24 protein-coding genes, 3 tRNA genes, 1 pseudogene and 1 riboswitch are annotated in these 20,510 nt (G+C 66.4%); of the genes and pseudogenes, 17 read left to right on the top strand and 11 right to left on the bottom strand.

From position 1 onward, the window contains the following. The first annotated feature begins 25 nt into the window (after nucleotides 1-25). From F1D05_RS24075 to F1D05_RS24050, 6 genes are all read left to right on the top strand, one after another. Complete coding sequence (locus F1D05_RS24075) at nucleotides 26-946, top strand: chemotaxis protein CheB (protein WP_185442631.1); 921 nt, start codon at nucleotides 26-28, stop codon at nucleotides 944-946. Further along, complete coding sequence (locus F1D05_RS24070) at nucleotides 943-1,734, top strand: ATP-binding protein (protein ID WP_185442629.1); 792 nt, start codon at nucleotides 943-945, stop codon at nucleotides 1,732-1,734. Before F1D05_RS24075 ends, F1D05_RS24070 begins: the two co-directional genes overlap by 4 nt. Before the next feature lie 9 nt (nucleotides 1,735-1,743). Beyond that, nucleotides 1,744-3,582 carry a CheR family methyltransferase gene (locus tag F1D05_RS24065; RefSeq protein WP_185442627.1) on the top strand — a complete coding sequence of 613 codons (1,839 nt, stop codon included), beginning with the start codon at nucleotides 1,744-1,746 and terminating at the stop codon, nucleotides 3,580-3,582. Nucleotides 3,583-3,635: 53 nt separating this feature from the next. Continuing rightward, complete coding sequence (locus F1D05_RS24060) at nucleotides 3,636-4,667, top strand: LacI family DNA-binding transcriptional regulator (protein WP_185442625.1); 1,032 nt, start codon at nucleotides 3,636-3,638, stop codon at nucleotides 4,665-4,667. A gap of 24 nt (nucleotides 4,668-4,691) precedes the next feature. Next, the gene (locus F1D05_RS24055) at nucleotides 4,692-5,246 is read left to right on the top strand and encodes a D-sedoheptulose-7-phosphate isomerase (RefSeq protein WP_246485918.1); all 555 of its coding nucleotides are present in this window, start codon (nucleotides 4,692-4,694) and stop codon (nucleotides 5,244-5,246) included. A 135-nt stretch (nucleotides 5,247-5,381) separates the two neighbouring features. Beyond that, entirely contained in the window at nucleotides 5,382-6,113 is a 732-nt protein-coding gene (locus tag F1D05_RS24050) for a polyprenol monophosphomannose synthase (protein WP_185442623.1), read from the top strand. A gap of 38 nt (nucleotides 6,114-6,151) precedes the next feature. On the opposite strand, the gene F1D05_RS24045 is transcribed toward F1D05_RS24050, so the two are convergent. After that, nucleotides 6,152-6,808, bottom strand: coding sequence for a hypothetical protein (locus F1D05_RS24045; protein ID WP_185442621.1), 657 nt, complete (start codon nucleotides 6,806-6,808; stop codon nucleotides 6,152-6,154). Nucleotides 6,809-6,817: 9 nt separating this feature from the next. Further along, on the bottom strand, nucleotides 6,818-7,159 hold the full coding sequence (locus F1D05_RS24040) for a metallopeptidase family protein (protein WP_428995038.1): 342 nt from the start codon (nucleotides 7,157-7,159) through the stop codon (nucleotides 6,818-6,820). Between the two features lie 40 nt (nucleotides 7,160-7,199). On the opposite strand from F1D05_RS24040, the gene F1D05_RS24035 reads away from it, so the two are divergent. The 5 genes from F1D05_RS24035 (at nucleotide 7,200) to F1D05_RS24015 (ending at nucleotide 8,501) form a co-directional block, all read left to right on the top strand. Continuing rightward, on the top strand, nucleotides 7,200-7,637 hold the full coding sequence (locus F1D05_RS24035) for a hypothetical protein (RefSeq protein WP_185442617.1): 438 nt from the start codon (nucleotides 7,200-7,202) through the stop codon (nucleotides 7,635-7,637). Continuing rightward, nucleotides 7,637-7,948, top strand: coding sequence for a hypothetical protein (locus F1D05_RS24030; protein WP_185442615.1), 312 nt, complete (start codon nucleotides 7,637-7,639; stop codon nucleotides 7,946-7,948). Before F1D05_RS24035 ends, F1D05_RS24030 begins: the two co-directional genes overlap by 1 nt. A gap of 221 nt (nucleotides 7,949-8,169) precedes the next feature. Then, nucleotides 8,170-8,242, top strand: a tRNA-Glu gene (locus tag F1D05_RS24025). Nucleotides 8,243-8,301: 59 nt separating this feature from the next. Further along, nucleotides 8,302-8,378: transfer RNA gene (locus F1D05_RS24020), tRNA-Asp, on the top strand. A 50-nt stretch (nucleotides 8,379-8,428) separates the two neighbouring features. Beyond that, nucleotides 8,429-8,501, top strand: a tRNA-Phe gene (locus F1D05_RS24015). Nucleotides 8,502-8,942: 441 nt separating this feature from the next. Here F1D05_RS24015 and F1D05_RS24010 read toward each other — a convergent pair. Both F1D05_RS24010 and F1D05_RS39055 read right to left on the bottom strand, forming a co-directional pair. Further along, nucleotides 8,943-9,611, bottom strand: coding sequence for a Type 1 glutamine amidotransferase-like domain-containing protein (locus F1D05_RS24010; RefSeq protein ID WP_185442613.1), 669 nt, complete (start codon nucleotides 9,609-9,611; stop codon nucleotides 8,943-8,945). 243 nt (nucleotides 9,612-9,854) lie between these two features. Then, nucleotides 9,855-10,016: a hypothetical protein gene (locus F1D05_RS39055; RefSeq protein WP_206685813.1), complete on the bottom strand. Its 162-nt coding sequence runs from the start codon at nucleotides 10,014-10,016 to the stop codon at nucleotides 9,855-9,857. A 755-nt stretch (nucleotides 10,017-10,771) separates the two neighbouring features. Beyond that, nucleotides 10,772-10,980, top strand: a riboswitch (cyclic di-AMP (ydaO/yuaA leader). Between the two features lie 4 nt (nucleotides 10,981-10,984). Here F1D05_RS39055 and F1D05_RS24005 point away from each other — a divergent pair. After that, nucleotides 10,985-12,523, top strand: a complete 1,539-nt coding sequence (locus F1D05_RS24005; RefSeq protein ID WP_185442611.1) for a glycoside hydrolase family 16 protein — start codon at nucleotides 10,985-10,987, stop codon at nucleotides 12,521-12,523. 252 nt (nucleotides 12,524-12,775) lie between these two features. Here F1D05_RS24005 and F1D05_RS24000 read toward each other — a convergent pair whose 3' ends face one another. After that, on the bottom strand, nucleotides 12,776-14,251 hold the full coding sequence (locus F1D05_RS24000) for an ArnT family glycosyltransferase (protein ID WP_185442609.1): 1,476 nt from the start codon (nucleotides 14,249-14,251) through the stop codon (nucleotides 12,776-12,778). Nucleotides 14,252-14,346: 95 nt separating this feature from the next. Between F1D05_RS24000 and F1D05_RS23995 the strand changes: the two genes are divergently transcribed. Beyond that, nucleotides 14,347-14,928 carry a DinB family protein gene (locus F1D05_RS23995; protein WP_185442607.1) on the top strand — a complete coding sequence of 194 codons (582 nt, stop codon included), beginning with the start codon at nucleotides 14,347-14,349 and terminating at the stop codon, nucleotides 14,926-14,928. A gap of 171 nt (nucleotides 14,929-15,099) precedes the next feature. On the opposite strand, the gene F1D05_RS23990 is transcribed toward F1D05_RS23995, so the two are convergent. Next, a complete protein-coding gene (locus F1D05_RS23990) occupies nucleotides 15,100-15,351 on the bottom strand; it encodes a VOC family protein (protein ID WP_185442605.1) in 252 nt (83 codons plus the stop codon). Nucleotides 15,352-15,436: 85 nt separating this feature from the next. Between F1D05_RS23990 and F1D05_RS23985 the strand changes: the two genes are divergently transcribed. Together F1D05_RS23985 and F1D05_RS23980 are read left to right on the top strand one after the other, a co-directional pair. Further along, nucleotides 15,437-15,919 carry an NUDIX hydrolase gene (locus tag F1D05_RS23985; RefSeq protein ID WP_206685812.1) on the top strand — a complete coding sequence of 161 codons (483 nt, stop codon included), beginning with the start codon at nucleotides 15,437-15,439 and terminating at the stop codon, nucleotides 15,917-15,919. 69 nt (nucleotides 15,920-15,988) lie between these two features. Then, entirely contained in the window at nucleotides 15,989-16,690 is a 702-nt protein-coding gene (locus F1D05_RS23980; protein WP_246485917.1) for a GNAT family N-acetyltransferase, read from the top strand. Here F1D05_RS23980 and F1D05_RS39050 read toward each other — a convergent pair. The 4 genes from F1D05_RS39050 to F1D05_RS23960 all read right to left on the bottom strand — a co-directional run bounded on the left by F1D05_RS39050 (nucleotide 16,643) and on the right by F1D05_RS23960 (nucleotide 19,918). Continuing rightward, complete coding sequence (locus F1D05_RS39050) at nucleotides 16,643-17,239, bottom strand: carbon-nitrogen hydrolase family protein (RefSeq protein ID WP_206685811.1); 597 nt, start codon at nucleotides 17,237-17,239, stop codon at nucleotides 16,643-16,645. The two genes, F1D05_RS23980 and F1D05_RS39050, sit on opposite strands and share 48 nt — an antisense overlap. A 593-nt stretch (nucleotides 17,240-17,832) precedes the next feature. Continuing rightward, nucleotides 17,833-18,399 carry a DinB family protein gene (locus F1D05_RS23970; RefSeq protein ID WP_185442603.1) on the bottom strand — a complete coding sequence of 189 codons (567 nt, stop codon included), beginning with the start codon at nucleotides 18,397-18,399 and terminating at the stop codon, nucleotides 17,833-17,835. Between the two features lie 3 nt (nucleotides 18,400-18,402). Further along, nucleotides 18,403-19,020, bottom strand: a complete 618-nt coding sequence (locus tag F1D05_RS23965; protein ID WP_185442601.1) for a class I SAM-dependent methyltransferase — start codon at nucleotides 19,018-19,020, stop codon at nucleotides 18,403-18,405. Next, the gene (locus F1D05_RS23960; protein WP_185442599.1) at nucleotides 19,010-19,918 is read right to left on the bottom strand and encodes a phosphotransferase enzyme family protein; all 909 of its coding nucleotides are present in this window, start codon (nucleotides 19,916-19,918) and stop codon (nucleotides 19,010-19,012) included. The genes F1D05_RS23965 and F1D05_RS23960 overlap by 11 nt, the downstream gene beginning before the upstream one ends. An 18-nt stretch (nucleotides 19,919-19,936) precedes the next feature. Here F1D05_RS23960 and F1D05_RS43130 point away from each other — a divergent pair. Next, a pseudogene (locus tag F1D05_RS43130) lies at nucleotides 19,937-20,095 on the top strand (hypothetical protein); the annotation flags it as partial. Next, the gene (locus tag F1D05_RS23950) at nucleotides 20,070-20,318 is read left to right on the top strand and encodes a hypothetical protein (protein WP_185442597.1); all 249 of its coding nucleotides are present in this window, start codon (nucleotides 20,070-20,072) and stop codon (nucleotides 20,316-20,318) included. The pseudogene F1D05_RS43130 and the gene F1D05_RS23950, both read left to right, overlap by 26 nt. Before the next feature lie 49 nt (nucleotides 20,319-20,367). On the opposite strand, the gene F1D05_RS42120 is transcribed toward F1D05_RS23950, so the two are convergent. Further along, nucleotides 20,368-20,490: a hypothetical protein gene (locus F1D05_RS42120; protein WP_281388732.1), complete on the bottom strand. Its 123-nt coding sequence runs from the start codon at nucleotides 20,488-20,490 to the stop codon at nucleotides 20,368-20,370. Nucleotides 20,491-20,510: the final 20 nt, after the last annotated feature.

The raw sequence follows: 20,510 nt of genomic DNA, 5'->3' as shown, positions 1-20,510 counted from the left end.
TGACGAGGGCAGCCGGCGACCGACCATGAGGCCGGTCGGGCCCCTCCGGGATCTGGTCGTCATCGGGGCGTCCGCCGGCGGGGTCGAGGCCTTACGGACGCTGGTGTCGGCGCTGCCCGGAGATCTGGCGGCCGCCGTCCTGATCGTGCTGCACCTGCGAGCCGGCAGTACCAGCGCACTCGCCTCCATTCTCGACGCCGTCAGCCCGTTGCCGGTCCATCCGGCCGAGGACGGAACGCCGATCCAACACGGTCATCTGTACGTCGCGACGCCTGACCACCACCTGCTGGTCAGTGCCGATCACCTGGTGCTGTCCGAGGCTCCCGCCCAGAACGGGCATCGCCCCTCGATCGACGCCCTCTTCCGGTCTGCCGCGGCGGATCGCGGCCCGTCGGTGGTCGGTGTCGTGCTGTCCGGCGTCCTCGACGACGGTACGGCCGGACTGGTCGCGATCAAGTCTCGCGGCGGCCTGGCGATCGTCCAGGACCCGGAGGACGCGGCGTACCGGGGGATGCCGGACAACGCCTTGGCCAACGTCGACATCGACCATCAGCTGTCCGCCGCCGCGATCGGCACCCAGCTCGGCCACATCCTCGGCGTGGCGGCGGATCTCAGCTGCCCGGACTGTGGCGGCGCGCTGTCGATGCTGATCCCCGACCAGAACGGGTTCCGCTGTCAGCTCGGCCACGCCTGGTCGCCCGACGCCCTGCTCGACACCACCGACCAGCAGTTGCAAGCGGCCCTCTGGACCGCCCTTCGCACGTTGGACGAGAAGACCTCCCTCGCCGAACGGATGGCGGCGACCGCACGGGAACGCGGCAACACCTCGCAAGCTGAGCGATATTCAGGTTCCATGGAGGAGACCAAAGCCGCGGCCAGGCTCCTTCGGGGCCGGCTGACGGCGGGCGAATCCGAAAATCTCAGAGACGGCGGCGTCGGGCAATGAGTCGAGGGATTCCCTTGCAGATCGCCCTCCGCACCGTTGGCGGGGCAGCCGTGATCAGCCCGTCCGGCGTGCTCGAGGTGGCCACCGCCCCGCGACTGCGGACGTTCCTGTTCAAGACGCTGGCAGACCAGCCCGACGCGGTGATCGTGCAGTTGCAGGATCTCGTCCTGGCCAGGTCCTACACGCTCAGCGTCTTCACCGCGGTCGCCAGGCAGACCGCTGATTGGTCGGGCATTCCACTGATCCTCGTCACCGGCCAGCGGAACGACCGCGCGATCCAGTTGCAGTCGGCGATCGTCGCCCGGTTCATTCCGGTCTTCGCGGACCTCGCCTCGGCGCTCGCCTCGATGCACAGTCCACCGGCCCGGCAGCTGACCAGACTCCGGCTGGCACCGGAGCCGCACAGCGCGCGCGTCGCCCGCCGGTTCGTCGCCGCCACGTGTGAACTGTGGCGCTGCGAGGACCTAGTTGAGGACGCCGTCGCGATCGTGTCGGAGCTGATCGGCAACGTCGTACGGCATGCGCGCACCGACGCCGACCTCAGGCTCGAACTACGCCGGCGGTTGCTCACGGTGGCCGTCTCGGACGGGGATCCGGTCTTCCCGATCCGCCGCCCGCCCAGCACCACCCGGGAGAGCGGCCTCGGGCTGGGCATCGTGACTCACCTGGCGACCGCCTGGGGCGCCAGTCAGACCTCCACCGGCGGCAAGGTGGTCTGGGCAACCATCCGGCTCACCCCGCCGAACGCCAAAGTGGCGATCAACAACGCCTGGCGCAACGGGCAGTAGCGTGACCGCGTGACCACCCCCGCCACGGACGAGCAGGCGGACTTCGAGGCCCTGCTCGACTATCTCCGCGAGTCCCGCGGCTTCGACTTCAGCGGCTACAAGCGGACCAGCCTGGTCCGCCGGATCCGGCACCGGATGGATCAGGTCGGGGTCGGCGACTACCACGAGTACCTCGATCTGCTGCAGGTCGACGCCGCCGAGTTCACCGCCCTGTTCAACACGATCCTGATCAACGTCACCAGCTTCTTCCGCGACCCGGCGGCCTGGCGGGTGCTGCGGACCGACGTGATTCCAGCCCTGCTCACCGAGCGGAGCCCGGGTGACCCGCTCCGGGCCTGGAGCACCGGCTGCTCGTCCGGCCAGGAGGCCTACACGCTGGCGATCCTGCTGGCCGAGGAGCTCGGCCTGGACAACTACCTGAAACAGGTGAAGATCTACGCCACCGACATCGACGACGACGCGCTCGCCCAGGCCCGGCAGGCGTCGTACCCGGAGGCCGAGCTCGAGGGCGTGCCCGCCGACCTGCGGGCGAAGTACTTCGAACTCCGCGACGGCCGGTACGTCTTCCATCCGGAGCTGCGCCGGACGGTGATCTTCGGGCGCAACGATCTGGTCCAGGACGCGCCGATCTCCCGGGTGGATCTGCTGCTGTGCCGCAACACGTTGATGTACTTCAACGCCGAGACCCAGCAGCGGATGCTGAACCGCTTCCACTTCGCGCTGGTTCCGCGCGGGGTGCTCTTCCTGGGCCGGGCCGAGATGCTGCTCGGCCGGACCCGGCTGTTCGAGCCGATCGACCTGAAGCAGCGGATCTTCCGGCGGGTGGCCAACCGGCGGGTGGCCGCCGGCCGCACCACCCCTGCTCCGACCGAGCACGAGCGGCCGACCGAGCGGCTGCACGAGTACGCCTTCGCCGCGAGCCCGATCGCCCAGCTGGTGATCGGTACAGACGACACGCTGGTGATGCAGAGCGATCAGGCGGCGGCCCTGTTCGGCCTGACCAGGCGCGACCTCGGCCGGCCGATCCGCGAGCTGGAGGTCTCCTACCAGCCGCTGGCGTTGCGCAAATACCTGGACCAGGTGTTCGCCGAGCGCAAGCCGGTCCGGATCTCCGAGGTCGAGTTCGGCCGGCCCGGTGGGGTCGTGCACTGGTTCGAGGTGCACCTCAACCCGGTGACCGAAGGGACCGACCTGCTCGGCGTATCGGTGGTCTTCCACGACGTCAGCGCGACCCGCGGGCTGCGGATGGAGATCGACCGGGCGAACCGGCAACTGGAGAGCACCAACGCCGAACTCCAGTCCACCAATGAGGAGCTGGAGACCACGAACGAGGAGCTCCAGTCGACCGTGGAGGAGCTGGAGACCACCAACGAGGAACTCCAGTCCACCAACGAGGAACTCGAGACGATGAACGAGGAACTGCAGTCGGCGAACGACGAACTGCAGATCATCAACGAGGCGCTGCGCGAACGTAGTACGGAATTGAACGACGCGAACGACTTCCTCGAGTCCGTTCTGACCGCGTTCACGGCCGGGGTGATCGTGGTCGACCTCGAGATGCTGGTGCTCGCCTGGAACGCCGCCGCCCAGGAGCTGTGGGGCGTCCGCAGCGACGAGGCCGAGGGCCGGCACCTGCTCAACCTGGATGTCGGGCTGCCTGCCGACGTACTGCGGCCGCTGATCCGCGACGCGCTCAACGAGCCGGAGAAGGCCAGTGAGGCGCGGCTGGAGGCGGTCAACCGGCGCGGTCGGGCGATCACGGTACGGCTCATCTGCAGCGCTCTGCGCGGCCCTGACGGGCGGCAGCGAGGTGCCCTTCTCACGATGGAACCGATGGATTCCCAGTAGCCACTCGGGCCAGGACGGGTACTGGAAGGTGGCCTGGGCCCTACGATGACCGCGTGACTGGGGATTCGAGAAAGCCAGCGAGCCGGCCGACCGTGCAGGACGTCGCCCGGGAGGCGGGGGTGTCCCCGTCGACCGTTTCGCGCGCGCTGCACACCCGTGGTTACGCCTCCCGCGAGGTCCGCGAACGGGTCCAGGAGGTAGCTCAGCGGCTCGGCTACGTCCCGAACCACATGGCCCGGAACCTGCGCAGCCGGACGTCGACGGCGATCGGCGTACTGATCTCCGACCTGCGCAACCCGTTCTACGCCGATCTGGCCGCCGGGGTCGAAGAGGTCCTGCGGTCCGAGGGCCACCAGATGATCCTGGTGAACGACAACGGCGACCCGGACGAGGAGATGCACGCGGCGGAGACGCTGCTGGCGATGCAGGTCGCCGGGGTGATCGTGACGCCGGTCGCCGCGGGCTGCTCGAAGATGTTGCAGGACAACGGCATCCACGTGGTCTGCGCGGACCGCCGACTCGGCCGGAACGGCTGCGACGCCGTCCTGAGCGACAACAAGGCGGGCGCGCAGGAGCTGACCGAGCACCTGATCGGGCTCGGGCACGAGCGGATCGGCCTCTTGATCGATGAGACGAAATGGTCCACCGGAGCGGGTCGGCTGTCCGGATTCCGGGCAGCTCACGAACACGCCGGGATTGATCTCGACGAGGACCTGATCGTCTACACCAGCTTCGACGCCGAGGCGGCCCGCGAAAGCACCCGGGAGCTGCTGAACGACCACCACGTCACCGCGATCCTGTCCGCGAACAACGTGCTGGCACAGGGCGCATTGGCCGAAATCAAGCACCGCAAGCTGCGAATTCCGCACAAGATCAGCCTCGCGGCGTACGACGACGTGCCTTGGATGTCACTGGTCCAGCCCGGAATCACCACCGTGGATCAGCACACTGTGGATATAGGTCGTAGCTGTGCGCAATTGCTATTGGCCCGGATCCGGGACGAATTGCCTGCCAGGCATCGCACGATCAGGGTCGCGCCCCGGCTAATTGTGCGCGGATCTACCGGACCGGCTCCCCGCAAGTAGCAAAACTGGCGTACCACCGTCCACATGACCCAAATTTATGTGGACCGAGTCATCGCCAGGCAGCTCGAGCGACACGCCGAGGTCGCCTACGCGATGCACAGCCAACTCGACGCGATCCAACAGGTCGCCGACGAGCTCATCCGCCGACTGGACTCGGGCGGAGTGCTCTACACGTACGGCAACGGCGGATCCGCTGCCGACGCCCAGCACCTGGTCGGAGAACTCATCGGCCGGTACCTGCGGGAACGGCGGCCGCTGCCCGCCGTTGCCCTGGTCGGCGATGCGGCCGTGACAAGTTGCATCTCCAACGACTACTCGTACGACGAAGTCTTCTCCCGCCAGGTAGAAGCGCTCGCGCGACCCAACGACATGGTGATCGGCTTCACCACCTCCGGCACGTCTCCGACAGTGGTGAAGGGGCTCGCGATGGCCCGTTCGCGCGGGGCGTGCTCGGTCGCCTTCACCTCCACCCGAGGGATCGCGCTGGCGGGCCGCGGCCGACCTGGCGATCGTCGTACCGGCCGAGGAAACCGCCCGGATCCAGGAGATGCACCTGGTCGCGCTGCACCTGGTCAGTGAGCTGGTCGACCAATGGGCGACCGCCTGCTGATCGGATCCAACCCGCCCGCGCGGCGGTCCGGACGAACCCTGTGCGCCCGGACCGCCGCCACCAACTGGTAGCGTCCTGTGTCCCCCCGCTTCTGAAGGATGGCCATGGGCGAGAGCTCCTCCAAGATCATCGTTGTCGTGCCGACCTACAACGAGCGGGACAACCTGCCCGTACTAGCCGGCCTACTGTCGGATCTGCAGCTCCCCGGGCTGCGGATGCTGGTGGTGGACGACAACTCCCCCGACGGCACCGGTGACGTGGCCGACGAGCTGGCCGCGAAGGCGCCGGACCAGGTCGCCGTCCTGCACCGGACCGAGAAAGACGGCCTCGGCCGCGCCTACATCGCGGGCATCGGCCGGGCACTGGCCGAGGACGCGGACATCGTGATCCAGATGGACGCCGACCTGTCCCACCCGTCCTCGGTGCTCCCGATCATGGTCGAGACGCTCCGGACGACCGACGCCGGCGTGGTGATCGGCTCCCGGTACGTCGAGGGCGGATCCGCCGCGGCCGAGTGGGCCTGGCACCGGCGGCTGCTGTCGGCGTTCGCGAACGTCTACGTGAACACGATCCTGCGGCTGCACGTGAAGGACGCCACGGCCGGATTCAAGGCCTGGAAGGCCGACACCCTGCGCGCGATCGACGTGGCTTCGATCCAGAGCAACGGATACTCGTTCCAGGTCGAGATGAACTACCGGACCGTACGCCGTGGGTTCCGGATCGCCGAGGTCCCGATCCGCTTCGAGGAGCGCACCATCGGCGCCTCGAAGATGACCCTCCAGGTCCAGATCGAGTCGGCCCTGATGCCCTGGAAGCTGCTCTTCAAGCGTTCCTAGTGCGCCGTGTCAGAAGTTCCGTTAGCGATAGCGGCGCACTAGATCGAGCGCGCCACTGACCCGGTCATCGCGGTCACCTCGGCGCGTACGGCGTCGAGGTCTTCGGCGTAGGCGAAGTAGCAGATGCTCACGCTGACGTCGTTGACGGCGGGAAGACCGCGGAACCTCGTGCAGTCCCCGGCGAACCGATAGGTCACGCCGTCCTCGACGTAGTGGCTGGTGAAGCTGATCCTGGCCGCATCGAAGGTGTTCAGGTTGGGTGCGGGGATCTGCTGCTCGGCTCCGAGTTTCAGATTCTCCAGCACCATCATGTCGGTGAAGGTCTCGGCGTCAGGCCGCAAGAGGCCGGCGGTCGGGACCGGATGGTTCGACACGGTGATCTGCGCGGCGCCACGCCCCCGCGAGGTCACCCTGATGCCGTTGAAGCTGTCCCGCTCCCAGCCCTCGGGGATCGTGACGAACACGCCGTAGTTGATCGGGGTGCCCGCGTCGACATCGGGGTCGCGACGCGGGTTGCGGGAAGGGACCACCTCGGCGGGCGGCACGGACTGGGCAGAAGGGGTCGGGGTGTCCGCGGTCTGCTCGGTCTGCTCGGTGGACGACCCGGCGTACCGGATGATCAGACCGCCGACGACCAGTACTGCGAAGGCCACAGCGGCTCCGAGCAGCTTGGTCTGCGGTGAGGGTGACTGCACGGGCTGAGATTAGCCGTAGCCGAGTGCATGCAGGCGGGCGTCGTCGATGCCGAAGTGGTGGGCGATCTCGTGCACGACGGTGATGTTCACCTCGTCGACGACGTCCTCGTGGGTCACGCAGATGGACAGGGTCGGGTTGCGGTAGATGGTGATCCGGTCGGGCAGTACGCCGCCGTAGTAGTGACCGCGCTCGGTCAGCGGGATGCCCTCGTAGATGCCGAGCAGGTGCGGATCGCTCGATGGGGCGTCGTCCTCGACGAAGACGGCGACGTTGTCGATCAGGGCCGCCAGTTCGGGTGGCACCTGGTCGAGCGCCTCCGACACCAGTAGCTCGAAGTCCGGCCGGCTCATCTCGATCACACCGCCAGCGTAGTGAGGTGTTCCACAGCGCATGCTCGCCCGCGGGCCCGGCGTCACCAAGGTCTTCACGACGCTCTACGGCCAGGCGCCGGATGTGTCGTTGAACACGGCGAACTTCATCGCCACCGAGGTGAACAGCGCGGCTTTGAAATACGGCGACAGCCCGAACATCGAAATCAAGACGTCGGAGAGCATGTCGCCGGCGACGCCAACAGCTGAACCGATTCGCGCGCACACGATCTTCACCTTCAACGCCTACGCGAACAGCTCCGAGGGCGCCCCGACCCCGGGCGTCGGGCTGGTGCCGGACCGGATCATCGTCGGCGACGGCGTGCTCGACGGGTTCGCCCAGGTCGGGCTGGCCGATGTGACCACGCAGGCGACCATCGGGCATGAGTTCTCCAGTACCAGGACGGGCTGTTCGCGTCCGACCTGCCGGCGCCGGAAGCCACCCGGCGTACGGAACTGATGGCCGCCTCGTTCAGCGCGTACTTCCTGACCCACGCACCCGGCGAGAACCGGCAGCGGAAGCGGGTCTCGCACCTCGTCCAGATGTTCGCCCAGATCGGCGACTGCGGCTTCGACTCCCCGATCACCACGGGACGCCCAACCAGCGCGTCCGGGCGCCCTGTGGGGCTTCGGCGTCGCCGAGAGCCCGCCAGCAGGGCCGCATCCTCCAAGCTCTTCGCAGCCCACTTCGAACGAGTCTTCCCCTACCTGGTCCGCCCCGACGCCACAGACGTCCAGATCACCGCCGACGCAACCGCCCCCGGCAGCTGATCCCTACGAACCGGCACGTAGTGCGCCCGATCTCCCACACCCCGCGCACCACGTGCCCCCCTCCCAACGCCCGCTTCCCACCCGCCTTCCCCTCTCCGAACGCCCGCTTCCCACCCCGCCTTCCCCTCTCCGAACGCCCTTGTCAGGAACTCGTTTTGGACCTCGGCCCGGTCTCCTCTATGCTTACGGCTGTCCCTGGAGCTTCGGCTCCCGCGGTCCGAGTCCCCATCGTCTAGTGGCCTAGGACGCTGCCCTTTCAAGGCGGTAACGCGGGTTCGAATCCCGTTGGGGATACGGTCGAAAGACCGATGTCAGTAAGGCTCGAAAGATGGTGTAGCATCGTCGAGCAATCTGGCCCAGTAGCGCAGTTGGTTAGCGTGCCGCCCTGTCACGGCGGAGGTCGCGGGTTCGAGTCCCGTCTGGGTCGCCAGGAGAGAAGTGGCGGCGGGTGTCCACACACCGCCGCCATATTTCTCTCCCGGTCAGGTAGCTCAGCTGGTAGAGCGTCCGCCTGAAAAGCGGAAGGTCGGCGGTTCGAGACCGCCCCTGACCACACTTCTGACCTGCGGTTCCTCCATCGGAGAATCGCCGACCTCCCGCAAATGACCGCAACGCCTATCCGGCGATGTGCAGCAGCGCGGCCTCGGTTCCTCGCGGCGTGATGGGCAGCTCGACTTGGACGGGCGGATCTCGGTACCAAGCGCAGTCATCCTGGCGCTCGCACTGGTCGTCATAGCGCAGGCTCAGGACAGCGGCCTGCCAGTGGGCCGCGGCACCAGGCAGGTCTGCACTACCCATTGCCCAGTGAGGTTGTCTCTGATCCCGTGACCGCTGCCGGTATCGGTGCTTCAGGTCGAACAAAGCGTGTGCCGCACCAGCTCCCCGAATCGATCATGCGGTCCCTTGAGCTCCGAAAAGAGTCTCGGTGGGTGACCTGGGCGGTCCAGTACGACGCAGAGGAGGGGCGCCGGGAGGCTCCGGTAGCAGTCGGCGGCTATGCGGGGAAGGCCTTCCAGTGCCCTTCGGAGATGACCTCGACGGTGCCGTCGGTCACCTTGATGGCGGTCTGGTCGTCGATGGCGTAGGCCGGACCTGCGATGTCGGCGGCCCATCTTTCCGCGTCGGCCATGGTGTTCCCCGGCATGAGCTCGTGGTCCAGGTGCGGGTAGATCGAGAAGTCGACCATTCCGAGCGTGCGGTCGTCCGGCGCAGAAGGCCAGTTGACGAAGTCGTTACCGATCCGCGGTGTCATCACCATGCTGCCGGCACTGAGCCCTACCCAGACCGTCTCGGGTAGCGACGAGATGACCTCCGACAGCCCTGACTGCCGCATCCAGTGGTACAGGTACGTCGCGTCGCCGCCGTCCACCAGCAGCACATCGGCCTCTCGGACCCACGGCACCCACCGCTCCTCGCCGATGCTGGGCAGCGCGGTGAGCTCCAGGACGCCCAAGGACGCCCAGCCCAGGCTGGTCATCATGTGCCACGGAGGCTCGCCGGCGACGAAGCTTCGCACCGAGGCGGGCCCGAGCATCGGGTGGCCCCACTGCGCCGTGGGGATGCAGAGCGCTTGGGACTCGGAGATCGGCTTGCCCAGCAGATCGACCAGCGCATCGCGGATGCTCTCGTTCGTAACGCCTCCGGATGTGAGAAGGAGCTTCACAACGCCTCCCGAGTTGGGTGCGACGGATTCGTGTGACATAGGGACCGCGGACGCGTCATCGCCTGACTCCTCGTCTTGCCGGTGGCGCCCTCGATTGGCCGCCACTCACCTGTTCTACGAACACTACGTTCCGGATCCGACAACCCATTCGTCACGAAAGCTTAAGGGAACATTTGTTCGGATGTAGCGCGTGGCGGCGGAAGGCCAAGCCACAGGAGCAGGGTCACACACCAGTGCCGCAGATTATGGAAACGCATCTCCCCCCAGTACGACCCGGACCCGTAGGGGATACCAGTCCCGCCGCAGACTGTCCGGCTCGATCGGCGCCCCGATCTTCGTCGTAAAGATGTAGCCGGTATCAATCCACTTGGCGCCAGCCGCCAGCCGCTCCTTTGGTTGCAGCACCCAGTGAAGCCTCAGCAACTCTAGGCAAAGCTCAATCAGCGGCAACGTCCGGCGAGACTTCCTGGTCGTCGGAGCCACAGCTCCCAGCGCTCCATCAACGCGCTGCAGAGTTCGCCGTACTTTTAAGGTCTGGTCGGCCCAGTCAATGTCCTCCCACCTCAGGCCCAGCAACTCGCCGCGTCAATCCCAAGAACGGTGCCTGCACGAACAAGGCCTATAGCCGAGTCCGCTTGGCCGCCTTGAGAAAGACGCTGGCTTGCTCCTCCCCCGGCTCGTACTCCTGATGGGTCTTCGGCCTCTTCGCGGGCTTCACGATGTGCTCCAGCCAGGACCGCAGGCGTGTGCAGCGGCGGCACTTATTGCGACCTGGGTGGGCTCCCAAATCAGCTGCAGCAGCACGTCGATGTTCTGACCGAACCGGCCGGAAATCGAGCCTCCGTGTAGGCGATTGAATACGCTCCGAAATGAGCCGTCCGTAATGCGGAGGAAATCGTCGGAGTATGTCGAGACGGAGTGTCACGAAAATGTCGCTGCGCCATTCGATAATCGGCGTCGTGCGACGGACAGTGATGGCTTTAGCGGGGTAAGGCCGTTGGGATTGTCACGCTGTGCCGATCACTAGCTCCGATTGTTGCGTTACGTAGTCAATGGCGTCACCGTTACCGATTTGAGACCTCCTAGTGGGTGTGCATATGCTCACCGGCGCCTGCCCGGACCTGGGGACCGGATGCAGGTAGAGCAACCAATATCTCCGCCGACTTGCAACGCCGAGTTCCGCCCTCCGAGTCGGTGGCCCCTCCCACATCGCATCCGAGGGCGGAAGTGGGGAACCCAAGGTTTCCGGACCAGCCGTAGCGCCTGCGTGCGCTCCGGTGCGGTCCTTGGGGCGAAGTCGCGCCAGCGACCGGGCAAACTTCCAGCCCGAGCCCGACAGCTAACCTCACAGGCGTGCAGGAAGGACTGTCCCCATGCGGGACGCATTCTCCCGTCGGCACGCACAACACCGCGCTGCCGTTCCCTCCGACAAACTGAAAGAACCGGCCGCCAAGGCCGGCCGCCGGACGCTGATCCCGATCATCGCGGGAACCTCCTTGCTCCTCACCACCGCCGGGATCGGCGTGGCGGCGCTGAACTCTGACAGCATCCCGGCCCCGGTCAGCCTTACTGCCACCGCCGACGCCTACGTGCAGACCACGTCCGCCACCCAGAGGCATGGCTGGTCCTCCCGGCTGGTGGCGAAGATGAACGAGTCGACCAGCTTCATCCGGTACTCCGTGCCCGCGGTGGCGGACGGCTACGACCGCAAGGCCACGCTGGTGCTGACCCGGCTGACCACCAGCAACCCGGCCAAGATCGCGGTGTCGAAGGCGCCGGGCAGCTGGACCGAGGCCGTGACCTACTCGACTGCTCCGAAGCCGGGCACGCCGTTCGTGACAGTGGCCGACGACGGCAAGTCGGCGCAGCTGCGGATCGACGTCTCCGAGGGCATCACCGAGGCCGGCGAGCTGAACCTGGCGGTAACGCAGCCGGTCGGGGCCGGCGGCACTATCTTCGGCTCGCGCGAAGCCGGCACGATGCAGACGAAGCTGGAGATCAGCTACGTCCCCGAGGGCACGACCGGCCCGGTGCCGTCGACGCCGACGTCGGCCCCCACCTCGGCGCCGACGACGGTGCAGCCGACGCAGTCGCCCACAGCGACACCGACGACGACCAAGCCGACGACGACGCCGACCACCGCGTCACCCACGCCCACCGCTACTGCCTCGCCCACCACAACGAGTCCGACGTCTACTCCGCCCACGACCGGCCTCGCGCCGTCATGGAACCCGGCGAATTCGTCTCGGCTGACGTTCCAGGACGAGTTCAATGCCAGCGCGGTCGACACCACCAAGTGGGAGCGGGGCTGGTTCAAGGAAGGCATCTCGGACGGTGTCAACAGCGACAACCTCCAGTGCTACGACACCCGGCAGGTCTCCGAGGCAGGCGGATTCCTCAACCTGAGCCTCGCGCAGCAACAAGCAACGTGCCGAGGCGGCACCAAGCAGTACGTTTCCGGCCTGGTGAACACTCGTAAGACGTTCAACCAGCGGTACGGCTCGTTCGAGGCAAGGGTTTGCCTGCCTGACGGTAACGGCGATGGCAGGGTCGACGGTTTCCCGGCCTGGTGGACGAACGGACCGTCCTCAGTGCCGTGGCCGGACCATGGGGAAATCGACGTCCTCGAGGGCATCGGCGGCGGCACCAAGGCTTCGCTGCACTATGTCGATCCGGTCTATCACGGCGGTACCTACTCGTCCACGCCGCTGGCCGGCTGCCACAACTTCGGCTCGCAGTGGACCAGCAGCGGAGTCACGTTCTACTACGACGGCAAGCCGATGTGGTCGCACGCCTTCGCCGGCTCGCTTCCGCAGTTCCTCATCTTCAACTACGCGGTTCGTCAGCACTCGGGCGAAGCGATCACTCCCGGCACTGCTGTTCGAGTCGACTGGGTCCGCGTGTGGGCATGATGCTCACGCCGATTGCGTCCTTGCGGCAGTCCTTCTCCATCGACTGCACGAACTGAGCTCCTGAGGTAGCAACCCCGTGCGGGTGCACTCCCATGTCTCAACATGGGAGTGCACCCGCCGGCCGTACGTCGAGAATATTCGGGCTGCCTTTGCGCCGTACGTGGCGACGCACCATGTCATCTCCGGGCATGTCGTTGAGCCCGTCCATTTCGGTGGGCGGGCCGGCAATACGCCGTACTGCGGAAGCCGTGGTCAGCCGACGCGGGTGAGGTGGGGCCAGAGCGTTGACCAGGGCTCGCGGAGGTGGCAGATCCAGATCAGCCGGCCTCGTTCGCGGGTCGCGATCGGGGTTTCGACCATGGCTGCCGGTTCGAGGGATTGGCAGGCCTGGCGCGTCCATTCGGGGACTTCTTCTGGACTGCTGGAGTCGTCCACCACGACCGCGATGTCGGCTGAGTCCGGCGGCGGACCCCAATAGGCGAAGCCGTTGTGGCCGCTGTACGCCGGTGGCAGGTCGCGGGCCGGGCCGAAGAGCTGGATCGCGGAAGCCTGCGTGTAGCTGTAGGTGTAGATCACCGTACGGGAGCGCTCGGCAGGAGTCAGTTGGTTCATTGCACGGGCTACCGCGTCGGCGACCGCAGGCCAACCGCTTTGGCCGCGAGCCTGGTCGAAGCCCAGCGCGTTGCCGAGCGACACCGCCGTACGCTCAGGCAGCAGCGGCAGGCCGATTGGCGCCGCGATCAGGAGCGACAGGCCGAGTACGCCGTACAGGGCAAGGGCATTTCGGCGGGAGCGCACCCATTGGTCGGCGGCAATTCCGGCTCCGGCGAAGACGCCTGGGTAAGCGCCGGCGAGGTAGGTGGCCTTGCCGCCGGTGGCCATCAATAGTGCTGCGAAGACGATGAAAGCCACGGCGAAGAGACGGAATTGGCTGCGCCATAACCACACCAGACCTGCGACGCATAGCGGTAGCAGGAGTGGACCGACTATGACTTGGCTCGGCAATAGTCCGAGCGCTTGCGCCCGTAGTACTGAGGCCATGGTCAATTGCGGCCAGTCGTGGTTGGCCTGCCAGGATAGGTATGGCGTCCACAATGCCGTCGCAATCAGGCAAGCCGCGAGAAACCAGCGGCTGTGGAGGATTCGTCGTGGGCCGACGAGAATCAGCGCGACCAGTACTGCGAACACCCATAGGGCGAGCAGCATCTTGTTCAACAGGCCGATTCCCAGGACGAGACCGATGACAAGCCACAGGCGATGGTTGCGGGTGGCAATCAATCGGGACAGCAACCAGCTCAATGCCGCGGCGAAGCACAGGTCGGTGGTGCTCGTCCTCAGCACGTGCCCGGTGATCAGCACCATCGTCGAGCAGGAGAACGCCGTTGCCGCGATCAATTCGGCTCGTCGGGAGCCGCCCATTTCTCGCACCAGCAGGGCCACGAACAGCACGGTGAGTACCGCGCACACCGTCGCGGGGATCCGCAGCGCCCAGACCTGACCGGGCGCCAACGAGTCGCCGAAGCGTGCCAGCAAAGGAGTCAGCGGCGGCTGGTCGGGATAACTCCAGGCCGGGTGCCGCCCGGAGACCAGGAAATACATCTCGTCGTTGTAGTAGCCGTATCGGTTGCTGACCAAGGTGAGCACCGTCGCCACCAGCCCGAGCAGAACCAGCAACGGCCGATTGGATTCCCGGCGTACCGAGGTCGGCGACCGGACCAGTTCAGTCACCGATTGGCTCATACCCCAACAGTGGGTCAACGCCCTATACGCCGGCCATATCCATCATTTCCTCAAGCAGGTAAGACTTGTGACAGAGTGAGGGCATGGATGACGATCTTGCGAAAAAGTTCTTGCACGGCGAGTTGCAAGATCTTCGGAAGGCGGTGCTCTGGAAGCTCGAGGGGCTCAGCGAGTACGACGTACGCCGTCCGTTGACCTCGAGCGGGACCAACCTGCTCGGGCTGGTGAAGCATCTGGCGCTGTGGGAGTCCCGGTACTTCGGCGAGGTCTTCGGGCGGCCGTCCCCCGAAGCGCAGCCGCGGTGGGACGACCTTTCCCACCGCGGGGCCGACATGTGGGCGACCGAGGACGAGACGCGCGAGGAGATCGTCGACCGCTACCGTCGCGTCTGGGAGCACTCGGACGCGACGATCGCCGGACTGAATTTCGACTCCCCTGGCCACGCGGCCTGGTGGCCGAACCCGGACGTGCGGTTGTTCAACATCATGGTTCACATGCTCAGCGAGACCAGCCGGCATGCCGGGCACGCCGACATCCTGCGCGAGCAGCTCGACGGTTCGGTGGGGACGATCGCGGCGCGGGCGAAGTCGCAACCCGACGAGGCGTCCCGGGAGGCCCAGCGCACCGAGATCGAGCGCGTCGCCAAAGCGGTCGCCGCTGATTGATCGCCGACTGATCGCCGCTGCCTGCTGCTCGGTGATCTTGCCGTAGGGGTTGTTCGTCCGCCGGCTCACGCGATCGATGAGTACGTCGAGTGGTGCACTGAGGCGAGGCTCGTCGAGAAGTTGTCTTCCTGCCCCTGACATACAGTCACCAAAACCCGGGCCATGGCACGCTTACGAAAGTTTGGAGACTATTTCTACGAGGTTGCCGTCGGGGTCGCGGAGTAGGGCGTTGCGGTTGTTGTTGCCGGTGTCGTGGGGTGGGCGAAGGGGTGGTACGCCGGCGGCCAGCAATTCGGCGTACGCCGTGTCGACGTCGTCGGTCCAGATGGCCAGGACCATGGCCGGGCTACCTGGTGAGGCGTCGATGCCGTGTGCTCTCTTCGCCGCTTCGACCGTGCCGAGGACCAGCGTTCCGACGTACATGCCCAGAAATATAGGGGATCGCGGCGGGTGGCGCGGGGTTCGGCGAGCGGGGTCGGCGTACGGCGTGCTGAGGTAGCTTGCTGGGGTGGATTTTAGTTTCAGGCTGGCGGCCTATGCGGTGTGTGTTGAGGATGGGCGGGTTTTGCTTGCCCGGTATGTGTCGCCGCGGGGGGACGGGACGTGGTGGACGTTGCCGGGTGGGAAGGTCGAGCATGCGGAAGATCCGTTTGAGGCGGTGATTCGCGAGGTGGCTGAGGAGACCGGGTGTGAGGCGGTGGTCGAGCGGCTGCTGGGGGTGGATTCGCGGGTGATTCCGGCGGCTGAGCGGGCCGTGCCGGGTGGGCCTGAGCATCAGAATGTGGGGATCTTCTACGCGGTGAGGCTCGTTGGCGGGGAGTTGAGGCCCGAGCCGAACGGGGAGACCGCGGAGTCGGTGTGGACGCCGTTCGCCGAGGTTGCCGGGTTGCATCGGTCGTCGCTGGTCGATATCGGCATCGCGCTGGCGCAGACGGTTCCGGCGACCGGGCATGTCGCTCCCGTTCCCATTGGCGGGCTGATCCGGCACTGAGGTCGGGCTGATCCGGAAGTGGGGTGGATTTCGGACGGGGATCGTCTGGAAAAGGTCTTACCGTGAGCTATGGCCAAGACGAACGCGGTGGTGGTGGGCGAGCTCACGACGCGGGCCCTCAGCCCGGAGACCTGGCAAGCCTTTGCGGATCTCGCCGAGCGGCACAACGGGGTGTGGGGCGGCTGCTGGTGTACGTATTTCCACACGATGCACGGCGAGAAGACCTTCACGGTCGAAGGCAACCGCGCCCTCAAGGAGCAACTGGTCAAGGAGGGGCGGGCGCACGCGGCGCTGGTGTTCGACGGTGAGGTCGCGGTGGGGTGGTGCGAGTACGGGCCGCCGATGGAGCTGCCGAACATCAACCACCGCAAGGAGTACGAGGCCGGCCTCGGCGAGCCGCCCGACTATCGGTTGACCTGCTTCTTCGTCGACAGAAGGTACCGGCGTCAGGGTGTCTCCGCGGTTGCCCTCCGCGGCGCCCTGGAACTGATCGCGCAAGCGGGCGGCGGGGTCGTGGAGACGTACCCGCAGGACACCGCCGGCAAGCAGATCACCGCGTCGTTCCTCTACAACGGCACCCGCAGCCTCTTCGAGCGGGCCCGGGTTCACCTACTCCCGCCCCAAGGGCAAGAACCACTGCGTGATGAGTACTACGGTCGCGCCGGCCAAGTAGCGCCCGGAGTCCCCGTACGACGGCGTCCCGTCGTACGGGGAAACTCTCGCCTAGGAGGTGATGCGGGAGCGGGCCTGGTGACGCCAGTCGCGCGCTGACGGGGCCAGCTCGTTCTCGGGGTGCAGGTCGGCGACCGCGATCGCCGGGCGGCTGTCCGACGGGCACTCGGCGACCCACTCGCCCAGTTCGTTGATCACGCCGGAATCGATGTTCGAGTCCGGGTTCGCGGCGACCGCGAGGCTGACCCAGTAGTTGTTCGCTGCAGCATGACCGCGCGCCTCGGTGGCCGCCCGGTCGTTCCCCGGCGTGCCGTTGGTCGAGTACGAGATCAGTACGCCGTCGACCTCGAGCCGGTCGTACTCCGTGTAGAGCTCAGGGAAATGCACATCCATCCCCAGCGCGAGACCGAACCGGTACCCGTCGACCTCGATGGTCACCGGCTTCGTGCCGGGCGTGTACATATAGGTGATCTTCGTCGTCGAGAGCGTGCGTTCGTCGTACCGGGCAACGATCTTGCCCTGGTCGGAGACGACGTACAGGCTGTTGTACGGACGCGCCTCCGGGACCTGGTGCACCGACGGAAGCACCGTCCAGATCCCCAGCTCACCTGACAACGCGATGATCTGATCCAGCTCGGACTGGAGCACCGCCCACTCGGCCTTGGTCCAGTCGGACGGTCGACCTGGTCAGGGCCGAGCTCGGACATCACGTACTTACTGGGGAAACAGATGGCGCCCTCGGGGAAATGCACCAGGCGTGCTCCCCCGTCGGCCGCGTCCTTCATGAACTGACGGATCTCCGCGCCGCTCGCGCGAAGCCCGTCGACGTCGGTGGGATCCTCGCGAACCGTCGACTGGGCGACGGCGATCCGCAGGATGGTCTGAGTAGCTTCCGGCATGTCTTCTCCTGATGGAGTCGGACGGAAGTGCCGAAGGGCAGCCGTGTAGGACTCGCCTGTTCTGGCGGCGCGGGCTCGCACCCGTCGCTTGAAGTTCCTGTGCGCTGTCATCTGGCCTTCCACGCACTCGCACGCGATCCCCCAGCGATGCCGTCCGAGGCGAATGACCAGGACGAGCGGCCCGAGATCGGAGATCCCTTTGCCTTCTCAGCGAGACCGGGCTGGGGCCGGTCGACGAAGGTGAGGCGCGGGCCGCGCCAGTGCCAACATCCTTTCCGACCGAGGCCGTCGCCGTCAAACATCCGGCCGACGGCGTGTCGCCATCCAGAACACCGGAATCCCTTACCTGGCGTGGTTTCCGGGCGTGCGGAACTGGTCGGCAGCTGCCTGGACCAGGCTGTACTGCGGATCATCGGCGCGGGCAGCTCCGGTCCGGCCGTCGATCAGCTCGCGGATGATGTCGGCATGGCCTGCGTGCTGCGCCGTCTCGCAGGTCATCCTGATCAGCAGCACACCCAGCGTCGTCCCCTGATGCCCCTCGGCCCAGTGCGCCACGTGACCTGGGCTGTCCAGCTCGAGTTCGGCGATGGTGATGTCGGAATGAGCGCATGCCTCGCGGTAGACAGCGGTGATGTAGTCGCTCGACTCATCAGGTGTCGCCCACATGTCGATCTCGTCGTACGGATCATCGCGGAACCACGACGGACGCTCGATCGGTGGGCGACCGAAGGACGCCCCGAGATACCCGTACTCCAGCCCCGCCAGATGCTTGACGAGACCGAGCAGGTTCGTCCCCGAAGGTGTGAGCGGCCGACGCCGGTCGTACTCCGGCAGCTCCTCCAGCTTGGCGAGCATGACAGCCCGGCTCCCCCGCAGAGGCGCCAGCAACTCGGCTTTGAGATCGATCATCGGTCAGGTCCTCCGAGCCGGCAGATAACCGTGGGTGGTCTTCTCCCACTCCGCGCGTTCGCGGACCGCGGTCGTCCACGGCTCGAAGCCGGCCTCGCGCAGCAAGCCGGCGACCTCGTCCGGTTGCTGTCGGTACCAGACGAGGTCGACCGGCGTGCCGGAGAACTCGGTGCGATGGCCCTCCTCGTCACCGATCTGGAAGACCAGCATCACCATCCCGCCCGGTGCGACCACGCGGTGAAACTCGGCGAAGACCTGCGCCCGTTGGTCCCAGGGGATGTGAATGATCGAGTAGTAGGCGAGCAGCCCGCCGAGAGAGTCGTCCGGCAGATCCAGCGCCAGCGTCGATCCCTCTTCGAACCGCAACTCCGGGTACGTCTGACGAGCCAGCTTCAGCATCCCCGGCGACAGGTCGATACCGAACGCATCCAGCCCCAGGTTGGACAGCAGGATTGTCACCCGGCCAGGCCCGCAGCCGACGTCGGCGACACGATCGTTGCCTCCGGCCCGTACCAGCTCGGCGAAGGCGGCAAACAGAGCACGGGTGGACCGGCAGCAATTGCCCGGCTCGCCGACATCGCGCTGGAGGCGCTCACCAGGCCGGCTGGATCTAAGAAGCATCCAGCCAGGTTTGGGCCTTTGCGCCGTGGTAGTCGAGGTAGTCGCGGGGAAGCGGACCCTCCGCGGTCGCCAGTGAAAGGTTCAGCTGGTGCAGTCCTCTCGCGACGATCAGGCCTCGCATCACCGCATCCGAAACCTCTGGCCATGGGCAGATCTCCGCATAGCCGTCGCGGAACGCCTGAGCCATGGCGTCGCGGTCGTCGCGTCGGCCGAAAGACGCGAGCGTGAACGAGATGTCTTGTTCCGCGAAGCCGAAAACCATGTCCTGGAAGTCGATCGGCACCGGTCCGACGCCCGGAGCTTCGATGACGTTGGCCGCAGTGAGGTCGCCGTGCAGCAACTGGGGAGTTCGGTCGCGCCACAACTCAGAGATCAAAGCTTGAACGCTGTCGCGCGCCTCGGTGAGAACCTTCCCGTGCTCGGGCACATCTCCCAACCGGTCGGGCAACAGCCAATAGAGCACCTTGTCCGCGCGCAGCACATCGACATCACCCACGGGGAAGCCATGCAGCCGAGCCATCAGGCGCCCCAACGTGCGCGCTCGCGAGAGACCAAGCCGCGTACGCATCGAGCGACCACGGATCCAGGTGAACAACACGCAAGTCCGCGGCTGGTCATCAGCATCGTTCACGAGCACCATCGGCTCGCCGGACGAGGTCTGTACGACGTCAGGCACCGCCAGCCCGGCGTCGACCAAGCTGCGCTGCCACACCGTCTCGGCTCGCGCAGTACCAGCCGCGTGAATCTGTAGTGAAGGGCCGACGCGAAGGGCATAGGTCCCCTCGACCGCCTCGACGCGGTAGATCGTGTTGAACGACTCGGCGGCTCGGGTGACCCGACGGACCTCGATCGGGAAGTGCCGCAAGGCGATCGACGCGAGCTCTTTTGCATCAACCACAGTGACCGGCCTTCCTCGATGAACTCGACAGCCGAGCATAGATGGCAGGTGTCCGTGGGCAAACCGAACAGCTGGGGCGAGGAAGGCCTCACCGTACTGCGTGCCGCGTCGGCGGACGCGCCTCGCCAGGCCGGCGTCTATTTCTTCCTTGATGAAGGCAACGAAATTCTGTACGTGGGGAAGGCGACCAACCTACGTCAGCGCCTCCGCCAGCACTCGGTCGGCGGGATCCCTCAGTCACAGCTGCATCAGCGGTACGACCTCGTACGCCGGGTCGCAACTCGTCCGCGCCCACCGATTGCGTCATCACGTGCGGGCGCGAGTCATCGACGTCGAGACCTACCGGCGCCTTCTCCGCGACGAGATAACCCCGCTGCTAACCGAGACGCCCGGCCAGTAAGGCGAATTGCTCGGCTGTCGCCCCACCCTGCAGAGCGGTCAGTCCAGCGTCACTGCTTCTCCAACGCGGTCAGGTCGCGTTCGGCGTACAGGCGGTGCTCCCATTCCTCGTTGAGGACGATGAGGAGGCACTCCTTGAAGGGAAAGCTCTCCTGCAAGGGCCAGGTTCCCAACAGTCTCCGTCCGGACGGCG

The organism is Kribbella qitaiheensis (genome assembly GCF_014217565.1).
In the GTDB taxonomy this organism is placed as follows: domain Bacteria; phylum Actinomycetota; class Actinomycetes; order Propionibacteriales; family Kribbellaceae; genus Kribbella; species Kribbella qitaiheensis_A.
The sequence above is the reverse complement of the archived record's forward strand: the minus strand, read 5'-3'. Positions and strand labels throughout refer to the sequence as shown.